Origin of the sequence: Cytophaga sp. FL35, from assembly GCF_014349235.1 — a bacterium.
In the GTDB taxonomy this organism is placed as follows: Bacteria; Bacteroidota; Bacteroidia; order Flavobacteriales; family Flavobacteriaceae; genus Euzebyella.
In genome coordinates this window covers 53,930-68,106 of the sequence record NZ_JACSOH010000017.1, presented here as the reverse complement: position 1 = coordinate 68,106, position 14,177 = coordinate 53,930, and the positions used below count along the sequence as shown (strand labels likewise).

The 14,177-nt window shown below is 38.7% G+C and carries 7 protein-coding genes; 5 read left to right on the top strand and 2 right to left on the bottom strand.

Going from position 1 to position 14,177, the window contains the following annotated elements; translation table 11 throughout:
* Window positions 1-297: 297 nt before the first annotated feature.
* Window positions 298-732: a general secretion pathway protein GspG gene (locus BIZ36_RS14205; protein WP_286174810.1), complete on the bottom strand. Its 435-nt coding sequence runs from the start codon at window positions 730-732 to the stop codon at window positions 298-300.
* Between the two features lie 14 nt (window positions 733-746).
* The gene (locus BIZ36_RS14200; protein WP_187458550.1) at window positions 747-1,409 is read right to left on the bottom strand and encodes a response regulator; all 663 of its coding nucleotides are present in this window, start codon (window positions 1,407-1,409) and stop codon (window positions 747-749) included.
* 398 nt (window positions 1,410-1,807) lie between these two features.
* On the opposite strand from BIZ36_RS14200, the gene BIZ36_RS14195 reads away from it, so the two are divergent.
* The 5 genes from BIZ36_RS14195 (at window position 1,808) to BIZ36_RS14175 (ending at window position 13,783) form a co-directional block, all read left to right on the top strand.
* Complete coding sequence (locus BIZ36_RS14195) at window positions 1,808-2,824, top strand: malectin domain-containing carbohydrate-binding protein (protein WP_187458549.1); 1,017 nt, start codon at window positions 1,808-1,810, stop codon at window positions 2,822-2,824.
* Window positions 2,825-2,827: 3 nt separating this feature from the next.
* On the top strand, window positions 2,828-3,163 hold the full coding sequence (locus tag BIZ36_RS14190) for a hypothetical protein (RefSeq protein WP_187458548.1): 336 nt from the start codon (window positions 2,828-2,830) through the stop codon (window positions 3,161-3,163).
* A 396-nt stretch (window positions 3,164-3,559) separates the two neighbouring features.
* On the top strand, window positions 3,560-6,529 hold the full coding sequence (locus BIZ36_RS14185; RefSeq protein ID WP_187458547.1) for an RHS repeat domain-containing protein: 2,970 nt from the start codon (window positions 3,560-3,562) through the stop codon (window positions 6,527-6,529).
* 30 nt (window positions 6,530-6,559) lie between these two features.
* Window positions 6,560-13,228 carry a DUF6443 domain-containing protein gene (locus BIZ36_RS14180; protein ID WP_187458546.1) on the top strand — a complete coding sequence of 2,223 codons (6,669 nt, stop codon included), beginning with the start codon at window positions 6,560-6,562 and terminating at the stop codon, window positions 13,226-13,228.
* A 9-nt stretch (window positions 13,229-13,237) separates the two neighbouring features.
* Entirely contained in the window at window positions 13,238-13,783 is a 546-nt protein-coding gene (locus tag BIZ36_RS14175) for a hypothetical protein (protein ID WP_187458545.1), read from the top strand.
* Window positions 13,784-14,177 lie beyond the last annotated feature (394 nt).

The window sequence follows — 14,177 nt, the reverse complement described above, 5'->3', positions numbered from 1 at the left end:
ATGAAAGCGCAAGGACATAAAATAATAATATGTCTCCTAGACCTAGACTGATATTATAAAAAGGCTTTTTCAGAATTAATCTCGTGTAGAGGTATAATATTCCTAAAATGATGGTGACTAATATTAAGTTTGTCAAAGAGCTGACCCCAAAGAACTGCGTCCCTTGATGGATAAAATTCAGGTAAGATAATAACGATGCCAATATGGGAAATAATACCCAAATCACCGCTCTCCACTTAAAGTCTTGATAAGTGATGATGGCGCAAATGACTATAACCAAAAGTTTAATTGTCGGTATCAATCTTTGGTAATTTGTTTTGGTGTTCCGTTTTCGTCAATTTCCCAAACATTCATAACACCATCGCCATCAAAATCGGTAATGGCTTCGGCTCTAGCTTTAAAAGATGCCTGGTCCGCGGAAATAATACTATACACATAATTTGCTGTACCATTATCTTTTACCGTTTTGGGTGCTTCAAAGTCGAGTTCATTGATATCCGGAGTAAACTTGCTGTACATATACCTGTAAGTAGTTTCGGCGTTATAGAGAGCTTTTAACTGTGTTTGCGCCTCTACGCTTTTAGCCTTTGAAATTAAAGGCATTAGATTAGGGAGTGCCAGCAATAGTAAGATGCCAATGATGGCGAGCACAATCAGTGTTTCCTGAAGGTTGAGAGCTGGAATTTTTTTCTTAAGTATTGGAGAAATCATCACTTTCTTTTCTGTTTTCAATCGTTTGCGTGTATTTAGATAAAACCTTTTTGGCGGGCGCTTTCCAATAGTTCCATATTACCTCCACTGGGCACTCCCAATAACGTTTTTAATTCTCTCTTTCTTCGTTCTATGGAAGCAATTGATAAGGGTATGTATTCCGGTAGGTCTTTGGTTTTAAATCCCTTGTCTAAATACAATAATATTTTTTTGCCCCATGTGTCAATATGTATGTCCTCAAAATTGGATTCGCTTAGTAACATTTTGATTTTACTACTATAATAAGTTCTTCCGTTTAGAACATTTGATACCGCCGCTAGTAAACTGGTCTCGTCAACTTCTGATTTGATCAATAAGCCCTCTGGTTTAAGACTGTGAAAAATATTGGTAATACGGTGGGAGTCATTTAATGCAGTGTGTACAATTATCTTAGTTTTTGGATATTGACGTCTTACAAGACAGCCTAGTTCTTCCCCATCATTGATGCCTTTTCCTTTGGCTGCAGGTAGGTTTATATCGAGCAACAATAAATCAGCAAAAGATTTTTTTTTCTCTTCCATCATTTCTAATACCTCCGCACAGTTAGAAGCGCCTTGTGTTATATAGTTAAATTCTGTCAATGTTGCTAAAGAAAGTTGATATCCCCTAACAACCATTGGATGATCATCAATTATGAGTATGGAAATAGGTCGGTTCATTTGGGTTAAGTGTTAGTACTCAACGCCGATAATTTAAAATTGTTATACAAGACAGTTGTTTTTGTAATAGGAGAAATCTGATTTTTTACTTACAAAATAGGAATGATGGTTATCGAATTACATAGAAAAAGAAGAAAAAGCTTACAAAACGATGGTTTTTCCATCAATTTTGAATTACACTTCAAGAAACCCTCAAAGGTGTTGTTTATCGATGTAACCTGTCTCTTTGACGAAATTGTTCTAGTAAGACCCTACGATTTAAGCGTTTCATCGAAAGTCATTTAATAAAATAACAGAATCAAAAGTTATTTGGAAAAGTATAATTCTGGTATTGAAAATAATGGACAACAATGAATTGTATGATACAAAACAACCGCATTTTAAAACATAATAGTAAAATGAAACAATTAAAAATTTTGATTCGTCTGGCAATCTTTATTTTGTCTATAACTCATATTCAGGCGCAGACCGATTATGTAAAAAGGATTAATTGCGGGTTGACTACGGAATTGTCCGAAGGACCTGCCACAATCGACGGAAATCAGTTCATTGCAGAAGGAGTGTCTACGGGATTTATGTATGATGAGCAGAACACGCGAACTCATAATGCCAGTGGATCCTTTTCTTTATTGGAACCTTATAGAAGTATGAGATTGACAGATAATCCTAGTATGAGCTACATCTTCGATGTTGATGCAGGAACTTATGATATCACAATATATTTTGCAGAACCACACCACGGTGTCAACAATACAAATTATTATGAAAGGATATTTGATGTTTCTGTAAATGGGTCATTAAAACTTGATGATTTAAATATAATGACGGCTGCCTCAGATGATCCATCCGACCCATCCGTTGTTGCGACTGGCGCCAACAAAGTTTTTGCTTGGGAATATACCGTAACCACCACCTCTGACAACGAGGATATAACAATTTTGTTCGGGGAAGTCAACAATGACCCAATTCTGAGTGCCATAGAAATTTTAGGAGTTGATACATCTTCGGGAAATACTGGAACCGGTGGTCAGTGGACTAAATCAGGAGCTGATATTTCCTATACCGAGGGCAATGTTGGTATAGGAAGAAGTGCTATAACAACCCATAAACTTGCCGTAGAGGGCAAGATTAGGGCAAGGGAAGTGCGGGTGGATACCGATAATTGGCCCGACTATGTATTTAAGGCTGACTATGAATTACCATCACTAGAAGAAGTCCAAGAATATATTAATAATCATGGTCATTTACCAAATATACCAAGCGCAAAGGAGGTAGAAGCTAACGGTATCGAAGTAGGTGATATGAACAGGTTGTTATTGGAGAAAATTGAGGAATTGACTTTACATACCATATCACAGCAAAAGGAAATAAAATTGCTGCAAACTGAAATTGATCGATTACAATCCAATAAATAGAAAATGAGAAGTCTTAACTTATTCTTGCTCCTAATATTTTACAATTTTTCAGCTGCACAAATAAATAATGGAAGTTTTCAATTAATTAATGCCAATACAGATACGGTAATAAAAACATTTAGTGAAGATATAACACATTATTTGATTGAAGCGGACAGTATAAATGTCGTCGCCTTGCCTAATAATACTTATGATCAAATCAAATTTAATTTAAGTGATGGTTATTCTCGTACAGAAGGAACGGCTCCATATGCCTGTTGGGGAGATATGTCAGGTGATTATGGTCATATAGATGGAGTATCTCAATATTTTGGTTGGCGAGCGTCAGAAGGTTCTTAGAATTCACGGTTCAATATTTAAATAACGGAACGGTTGAAGATACCGACTTTTTAACCATCACCTTCTAGCAAAGTCGATCAGACATTTACAAAAGTATATGGTCTAAGTCCGGTTCAAATATTTCCTATACCAAAGGGAATGTTGGTCTAATATTTACCGGCTAACTTACTATCAGGCTTATAGAAAATATCTAATACTTGATAAAGCAAACAAGTCGGAAACTGCATGAGATGACTACTTCTTTTTAAGGTGAATACAATCTTCCAATATAGAAATTAAGGTGTTCATTGCCAATTTGAACACTTAATAAATCTACTATCGGCAGATATATCAGAAGTAATTGGGTTTAAACTTGGTGTAAAAAATTGGATAAACAATTATAAAAAAATTATAAACATGGTTCAGGATTTAAAAATAGCCCAAAAATTGTTTTTTCTATGGTTATTCGTTTGTCAAACAATCATTTCTGCACAAGAACATGAGGTAACTCTTCCATCACCGGAAACGGCTGCCTTATTCAGATATCAAGACTATCCTATGGATTACTCCACAGGGCTTCCACAGATATCGATTCCTCTATTTACCATAAACAATGGCAGTCTTAGCGTACCCGTTAGTATTAGTTATCACGCGTCGGGCTTCAAAGTAACCGATGTGGACGGGCCCATCGCGGCAGGATGGAGCTTGAATGTAGGTGGAATGGTATCAAGGACGATTCATGGTAATCCGGATTTCGGGGATTTTCCCTTTCCTAATGGCTTTGATCCTCTCATGGACACGCAAGGGCAAGATGTTTTGAAAATTTTGGAACAGGTTACTCACTATCCATATAACAGCCGATTGGTTAGTACAGGTGAATTTGCGGATTCGGAGTATGATATATTCTCATATAGTTTTGGAAGTCATAATGGCAAATTCATTTTTAAAGATGATAATGGAATTAAGACTCCAATTATTCTGAACGGAGATCCTTTAAAGATTCAAACTATACTGGACTCAGAAGATGATTTAAGCAGTCTTAAGATATCAGACCCAAAAGGTGCGATTTACACATTCGTAGGTATGGAAAGTACCACAAACGCTTATACCGGATATTCCCTAAAGAGAATTGTCTCTGCGAACTTAAAGGATACTATCAGCTATACCTATGGGGGTTCTACACAACAGTACAGGTCCTATTATAGTCAGGATTATATACTTAAGGATGTTTGGGACTCCAATAATGATAATAAATATTTTGTGGGTGAAGACATTGAAAACTCAAACCCAAGATTTTATGATGTTTATAGAGTTATGGAAATTAATTTTTATCATGGAACTCTTGAGTTTATACTAATTGGGGGAGAAGGTCAGAATAAAGACATAATTGATAATATCCAACTGAAAGATCGTAACGGAAACTTGATAAGGAAGGTTAAATTCATAAGGGAACCCCTACATGTCATATTAGCAGGCGGTGGCAGTACAAATTTGCAGACTCACAAATTAATAGGTATAGAAATACAGGATAGCAATGAGGACACCATTGAGAAATATGTTTTTGATCATTATCCTACCACAGATGAGATAGTGGATTCAAGATTTATTGATTTTTGGGGGTATTACAATGCATCGGGCGATACTAATATGATTCCACGAAGTGAGATAACCGATTATAGGGGCACCACATTGAGTCCTCTTGAAACAAAATTCGTAGGCAATCCGAATACAAATAATAGAAACCCCAATCTGAATGCCATAACGAGTGGCGTAATAAAAAAAATATATTATCCTACCGGAGGCAGTACTGAATTTGTATATGAAATGAACAAATACAGGGATAGCGAATCTAATGCACTTAAAGATGGCCCAGGTTTGCGCGTACAACGAATTATTAATTCGGATGGTATTGGAAGTACGGTTGAACGTAGTTTTAAGTATAGTACATTGTCAAGTTCCATCTCCGATCATGGCCAGATTGACCTTGAGCCTAAGGATGAGTTTATGTTTACCGAGCATCGTTATGAAGAATACGGAAATGATATGGATAGATATCGAGAGCGTATTTTTCATTCGGGATTTATACCAAGTTTGGCCGAGTTAGCCAATCAACCGATACGGTATCCTTATGTGACAGAATTCAAGGGGGGCACGGGCGAAAATATTGGAAAGACGGTTTATAATTACGATAATTTTAGATGGACTTACACAAAAAATTATCTTCCCAACGGGGAGGGCTATAATCGCAATAAATGGCATCTACAACTGTATCGATACTGGAATAATCCTGTACTTGCTAATCAAACCGACTTTAAGGCAATCAAGGATGGTGCAATCACTACCTTTGACACTATCCGTGAAATTAATTATGTATATACGCCAATAGAAACCGATCTTGTTAAGGCGTTACACGTACAGCGCAATTACAAGTTCCCAGATTCGGAATTTTATGTCGGATCTGACGGTTATGCTTTTGAAGAGTATTGCTTTAGATCTCTTCAGCCCCCTTTCCAGGTATATGCCTACGGCCATTATGACATTTCTATAGGCACAAATAATCTAACTTCGACCACGGAAAAATTAATAAATGATGATGGATCTGTCATATCGACAACTACATCATATGAATACAATTCTAAAAATTTGGTTTCTTTAATAAAAACGACAACGTCGAGAATTGAGGGCACCGAAAACCAAAATATTTTAACCAAAAAGGAGATAACCTATCCATTCGATTATAATACCACGGTTCTAAATGGTATGAGCAGTTTGAACATGATTAATTATAAGGTCGAAGAAAGAAATTATATAGCAGATAAATTTATAGGAACGACCAAAGTAGGGTATAGAGATTTTAACGACGACCCTGTTGAAATCGATTTTAAACCAGAATTGGTGGAAAAGGCAAAATCTACGGTCGAATCAGAACTTTCATCCGAAATCAGTACAGAATATTTCGTTTATGACGATAATGGCAAGCTCGAAGAAATATCAAAGGAAAATGGTCCAAGTACCTTTTATATTTGGGGGTATTACGGCAAATATCCGATTGCCAAGATAGAGAATTTCACAAGTGCAGAAGCATTGAACGTTCAAGGTCTAATCGATGCGGCAATTACTGCTTCCAATAATGATACTTCTGAGATAGCTGAAAATAATCTTCGTGATGCATTGGACGATATCCGTAACAGTTCCTATTTATCCAATTCCATGGTCACTTCCTATACTTACGACCCTTTGATTGGTGCAACGAGTACGACGGATTCTCGAGGTTATACAATACACTATGAATACGATGATTTCAACCGTCTAAAAGAAATCAGGGATGCTCAGGGTAATTTGATTTCAGATCAAAGGTATAGTTATAAGCAGCCTATTTCGAATTAATAAATCCCATCCTTACAAAATACATGACCAATGATGCATATTCATAAAAATATCCTTTTCCCGAAAAAAATTTTCCTAGTTACTTTAATTATTATGGCCATAGCTTCGTTGCAAAGACTTTTTTCGCAGACGTTAAATGGCCCCCAAAGTGTAGAAGTGGGGACCACCAACAATTATTACATATACCATACAGTGGAAATAGTCAGTTATGAGTGGTCCACAACTAACGGTACCGTGCTTGGGTCTGCTGCCAACTCAGCTGCTATTAAATGGAACACTACACCTTCGGGTGTTGTGTATGCAGATTTTACAGATGCTAACAATACGACCTTTCACTTGACATTGTCTATAAGCGTGAACAATCCCCCACCGAATATTCCTGGTAAGCCTCAATTATATACAAATGGTTGTGGACAAGCAAGCCTTCAGCGTGTAGGTACACCACCTGATGGGGTCAAATGGTATTGGCAAGGGAAAAATTCACAAGGAATGAATGATGCTGCTTCTGCAGAGGCAACATCTCAACCATATCCCTTAACTCTTGGTAATGGAGTATATTATATAAGAGCTAAAAGAAATTCTGGGGAGTGGAGCACGTCACAGGCCTCGGATTTCATAACAATAAAAAATCTGACAGGGGGTACAATTACCACCTCCAAACCTACAATTTGTTATGGACAAACACCTGCTAGTATAACCAGTGTTGCTCCGGCGTCAGGTACAGACGGTACCTATTCATACCAATGGTACTATGACAGTTTTGACGGTAATGGTTGGCAACCAATTGATGGGGCCAATGGGGTCGGGTATACCCCTCAAGGTACACATACAAACAATATTTCTTATCAACGTAGAGTGACCTGTGGAAACCAAACTCAGGTTTCGAACAGTATAGATGTTCAAGTACATGGGCAAGTTCTTTCCCCATCTACAAGCCAAGGCAAGCGTTGTGGACCAGGTGTTGTACAAATTAGTGCAATTCCAGGCAACAATTCAGATAGAATTAGATGGTATGCGGTTTCCAGCGGTGGAAATGAACTTACCGAAGGGGTCAGTTCTGATACGAGGAGTTATACCACTCCTTATTTATCAACTACAACAACCTATTATGTCGAGAGTTATGATAGTGATACAGGTTGTTTTTCGGGTAATCGTAAATCTGTTCAGGCGAAAATTAATCCAACACCATCTTTGGCTGTTGCAGCTGATCCACCTCCGAAGTGTGGACCGAATGTATTCACTCTTTCGGCTACCCCCGGCGATGGGGGAAATACTATTAAATGGTACAATGCTTCTAGTGGGGGTGCGCTTAAACATACTGGGCTAAACTATACTACTACATCCCAGCCTGTTGGAACTACTACTTATTATGCAGCTTCCTATAATAATGATACGCAATGCGAGGATAATGACCGCGTGCCGGTGACCGTTACCGTTTATGCGGTTCCCGAACTTCCCGAAATTCGGCAAGAGCCCGGGCCGGAGCCTGCGACATGTTCAAACCCAAACGGTAGTTTTTTTATTGAAAACTATAATGGTGCCCTTAACGATTATGTGGTGACATCCTCTACAGGGGATATTTACACTGGCGGCCCCTCGTTCAACCTACCTGAAGGGGTTTACTATGTTACATCAATCACCAAGGGAAGTAGTTGTACTAGCAATTCGGTTCAAGTTGATCTAAGAAATTTAAGTGGGCCTTTCGCACCTCCACCTCCAAATTTGCTAGCTTCTACAACACCGGTATGCTCCACGGCAAAAGGAACTTTTTCAATACAAAATTATAGTTCTGGCAATGAATACCTTATCTATCCCTCCGATGGAGTTTCAGAACCTTATTATGATAGTGATGAGGCTGAAGAGAATAAACGATGGAAGGTAACGGCGCCTCCAGGCACTTACACTGTTTCAAGTAGGAGGCTTAATTCCAACTGCACTTCATCGACGAGTTCGATAACAATTGACTCCGTTAACATTCCTTGCGGCGGAGCCGAGTGCAGTATAGACCCTTCTACCTCCAATACACTTTATTTTGGGTCAGGGTCACAAAATGTAAACTGGAGTATAATTGGCAATACTGAATGTGCCTTGCAAGTTACACAAGTGCCAAGTTGGATTTCTTCATATACTGTACAACAAGATAACGCAACTATAAATTTTATATCGGAGGCGAATACACTTGGTGATATGGAAGATATTATTCAAGTACGCCAAGATGGGGGCCATATCTTTACTATTACCGTCTTAAGGGAGCACGGTCCCGATTACCCCGGAAATCCGAATCCTCCGATAATCGACCCCAATGATTGTAGTCAAAAGACTTTGCTACCTCCAGGAAAAGAGTCTGACGAAACCATATATTGGCAAGGTCAATACGCTACGGGACAAAGTGATAATGAAATTTTTGATGGACCCAAAACGGTCAATCAAAGCGGCACGTATTACATTAGGGCAAAGAAAGGTGACAACTGGAGTACCAAACTGGCCCAGATATACATCGATATAAAGTCAGTACCCGAAATTCCAATTGTTGTAGTGAAGCAGTCATCATGTTCGACGGAATTGGCAACGATTACAATAACGAATCTTGATTCAGGTAATCAGGTCAGTTTCAATAATGGTGCATCTTATGAGCCTGTAGGTACAAACTCAAAATCTGGATTTGACCAGGGCAATTATTCAATCAAGGTCAAAAGCAGTGACGGGTGTGAATCTGAGGCCGTAATTGCTATTGTTGACCAAGCACCTTCAAACGACTGTGGTACAATTTCATTTTCTGGAAATAACTACATCTACACCCGTACCTTTCAAAAAAGTGCACAAGAAATGTTGGATCAAGAGAATATTGACCAAGAAACCTTTGATTTTTTTACGGAGTCTGCAGGCGTTATTCAAAACATCACCTATTTCGATGGTCTAGGTCGCCCTTTACAACAGATAGGAATAGACCAATCAATGGATAATAGTGGGGAGTGGAATGATCTGATAACCCACATAGGTTACGATGATTTTGGTAGGCAGCATGAAGAATGGCTACCAGTACCAGATTCTAATGGCGACTTGGGTAGTTTTCGAACTCAAGACTTAAAGGCCCAAACCAGGCAATATTATAAGAATCACCCTGATTATTCGGAGGATTTTACAAACCTTACTTTGGAAGATGCCAATCCGTACTCTAGAAAACTCTTTGAACCTTCGCCCCTGAATAGAGTTTTAAAACAGGCAGCACCCGGTGAGGATTGGAAACTCAACGAAAATGGCTATGACCATAGTATAGAATTGGGTTATTTTGCAAATCATCAAAACCCCAATAATTTAGGAGACCCTCTAAATGATAATGTAAGGTTGTTCACTGTTGGATTTCAAGATGATGGATCAGGTAATTCAGATACTGAAAAACCATTGTTGGAAGAAAATGATTTCTATGCTCAGGGAGAACTTTACAAGAATATAACAAGAGACGAAAATCATACCACGTCTTCCGGTAAATTGCACACCACCGAAGAATTCACCGATAAGCAAGGGAGGGTGGTCCTAAAACGAACCTATGCCGATATTCCCGCGATAGACAAGAATAATGATGGCGACACTTTTGACCCCGGAGAAGCCGCTATGGCCCAAGCCCCTCATGACACCTATTATGTGTACGATGATTATGGTAACTTAACCTACGTTCTTCCGCCTAAAATGGATGCGACCGAAGAGTCGTTGGTCAATTTGAACGCTATGATGAACGACTTAGGCTATCAATATGTGTACGATCATAGAAATCGATTGGTAGAAAAGAGAATACCAGGTAAAGGCTGGGAATATATAGTTTACAATTTATTGGATCTGCCCGTAATGACTCAAGACGCCAACATGAGAACTGAAAGCAATTCAAGTATTAATGTTGACCAATGGCTATTTACCAAGTATGATGCATTTGGGCGAGTGATATATACCGGAATAATCGAAAATAATAATGATCGTAGTGATATGGTAGGGATTGTTGAGGGTAGTGGTTCCAACATACCCGACCAGTATGAATCTCCTTTGGAGGTGCCTATTCCAATTGATGGTATAGACTTATATTACACCAATACTGCAAAACCAATAAACATAATAGAATTATATACCGTCAATTACTATGATGATTATGACTATTTGGAAAGTGAATCCGGTTTAAATTTACCAAATTCCGTTTTTGCCAAAAATCTGATGAACTTTAATAACTTAGATAAAATCAAGACGAAGTCTTTGGCAACCGGTAGTAAGGTAAAAGTGCTTGATACATCTGATTGGATTATCTTGGTAGTAGGCTACGATGAAAAAGCACGATCTATTTATACATATAGTGAAAATGAGTATCTGGAAACTGTAGACATCGTTGAGACCGAGTTGGATTTTACGGGCAAACCAGTGAAAGTAAAAACGACCCACAGCCGCTCTGGTAACGATATTGTTACCATAGACAACTTCAAATACGACCGTTTAGGGCGATTATTATCTCAGAGTCAGTGTGTTGGGGATGCTATATTAGGAGATAGCTGCCCTGAAAACGCGAGCATTCCCGAAAATATAGGGTGGGATGGTCAAGGTGATTTAACTCAAGACCAAGAGGCGAGTAAAAGTATCACGGTTAAAAATGCGATTATAAAACCCGGAATCAATAATGTTACAGTTCTGCGCATTGTAAGCAGTAGTTTACAAGAACTGATTGCTTATAATAACTATGATGAATTAGGCAAATTAAAAACAAAAAAAGTGGGTGGATCTTATGGTTTAAGTTATGACGCAATATCTGGTCTCCAAGAGATTTCTTACCGTTACAACATTAGGGGGTGGCTCACGGGCATCAACGATGTGGCGGATGCCGGTACGGATAAATTGTTTAAATTTGGTATCGGTTACAACGACCCGCAGCATGGAGGGGCACCGCTATATAACGGCAACATCTCCGAAACGCTGTGGCGTACGGCCAATATCGATGACAGTTCTTTGAAATACTACGCCTATGGATACGACCCCTTGAACAGGATAACGGCAGCAACGGACAATACGGGCAAGTATAATGTAAGCGGCATCACATACGATAAGAACGGTAACATTCAAACGCTCAAACGTGAGGGATGGACCGTGGCAAGCCCTTCGCTCGAAAACAACACGGGCTTCGGAACGATGGACGACCTGACCTATACGTACCAACCAAACGGCAACAAACTGTCAAAGGTCGTCGATGGTGCAGCGATCGACCAGTTTGGGTTTAGGGACGATGCTGAAAATATGACCCCGGATAATGGAATTGATTTTTATTATGACCAAAACGGCAACATGACGTCGGACCTCAATAAGGGGATTACGGACATAGATTATAACCACCTGAACTTACCGACCAATGTAACTGTGACGGGGAGCAATGCGGGTACTGTTACTTATATATATGATGCGGACGGTGTTAAGCTGAAGGAAATCGCCCAAAACAGCGCAGGTATAACAGAAACGGAATACGCAAGTGGCAAAGTCTATGAAAATGGAAGTTTGCAGTTCTTTGGACATCCCGAAGGATATGTGGATGTAGACAACGGCAACTTTAATTACGTCTACAATTACGTCGACCACTTAGGTAATGTGAGATTGAGTTATACTGATAGTAACAGTGATGGCAGTATCGATTCCGTCAATGAGATTATTGAGGAGAACAATTACTACCCCTTCGGCATGAAGCATCAAGGTTACAATGGTAATGTATCTTCGTTAGGAAACTCTGTTGCAAAGCAATGGAAATTTAATGGTAAGGAATTGAATCAAGAACTTGGACTTGATTGGTACGATTATGGAATGAGAATGTACGATCCTGCCATAGCAAGGTTTATGACCGTGGATATTGCAACTGAATTGATGAAGCAATATACTCCTTACTCATACTCTTTCAACAGCCCTGTAATGTTTGAGGATAAAGATGGTAACTTCCCTACTTTAGCTGTGTTTGGTGGTACAGACCCTATCAAGAAATTAATGTCTGGTCCCAAAGTCGATATGACCAATGCCCCAAAAAGTTCGCCGACCAATGCAAAAGGTTTTCCAAGAAACAATAGATGGTTCTGGAGTCAAATGGCTGAAAATAACCCTCAGATGTTTAGTGCAAAAAATAAGGCATTGATTAAGGCGGGACAGTCACCAGTGATTGATCCAAAATGGGTAGAGTTCAATCCGAGCCATGCTGGTTATAAAGGGAAGTTGGTACACCATCATATTGATCAAGGTCGTTTTGCGGTAGGCATACCAGAAGAAGCGCACAGGCAATTAAATGCGAAGTTGCATCCAAGAACTGGATCCAAAGCTAGAGGCTTTTTTAGAGGTACTATGAAGTTTATGAATGGGATAGTACTTGGGTTAGCCGTTTTTGATTTATTCAGTGACAATCCAGAATCATTGGGTAATTTGTTTGCTCAAAGTTCAGGAAATATAGAAGAAGGCAAGATTTATAAAAATAGGGATGGTGGTTTTTATTCCATCAGCGACAGAGAGTTCCAGAAGAACGAGGATGGAGAAATAGAGAGTGTAACTGCCAAAGTCACATTGTATAGGGATTATAGATATAATGAAGAAACAGGAGAATATGAGGGAGTAGGGCAATATGACCAGGCAACAGTCAAACAATATAAGGGTAGACAAGCCCAAGATGTTTTTAGAAAACTCCAAGCAGAAATGCATTAATTTTAGTGTATGACAAGTATAGAATTTGCAGATAAGTTAAAATCACTCGCCCCAAGTAAAGAATCACTTTCTCGGCTTGGGGTTGACGACGAGTTCATAAAACATTACTTGAATAGTTACAATTTAAAAAGAATAAAAAATGAGATAGCCCATATTGATCCTATATTGAATCTGATTAACAATCATGATGTTAGTAATTTTGATATAGGCATGATTAATCTAAATAGTGCCGATGACGTCTTTGAAACCGAAAAGAACATAATTGTGGGTTCTTATGACGCAGACATGCTCGCTATCGATAAGATAACCGATGAAATAGTCATTTTAGATTGGGAAAACCCAGACTATGTGATTAGCAGGTGTTCAAAAGACTCCGAAACATTTTTATACGCGATACTTGAAGTTGCTAAAATCAATAAGGAAATGTTTTTTGATGAAGGTTTATCAGAAAACCAACAAGCTATAAAGGAGAAATCAATGGAAATTGCTGGAATTGCTGGTGATGAACGGTATCTGAATTTTTACCTTACTATACTGGGTTATTCAGGTGAATAGCAGATTATAATTTTAGTTGAAAGCCACGGCAGCAATGTCGTGGCTTTTTTTTTGCTCAATAGCGCCGTTCCATTTTTGTTAAAGAAGTCATTGAACTTGGATTTGGTCAGCATGGAGTTGATACTACGGAACATGGCCTTTTGTCCTCTTCTTCGAGTTGCTGTGCAATCTTGATGCGCATGGAACCGTATTTATCCTCAAGAGAAATCTTTTTAAGTAATAGTTGGCATTGTAGCCTTCAAATTTAGGTAGGTAATGATTAATGGAAACTTAAAATTTGTCACCCAGAAGTTTCAATTGTTTTCATATAAATATTGGAACATTGTATGGAGTTTTCTAAAGACTTATGGGTTTATAAATCTGGATAATTTATGATTTGAAGGGTTTCTTCCGA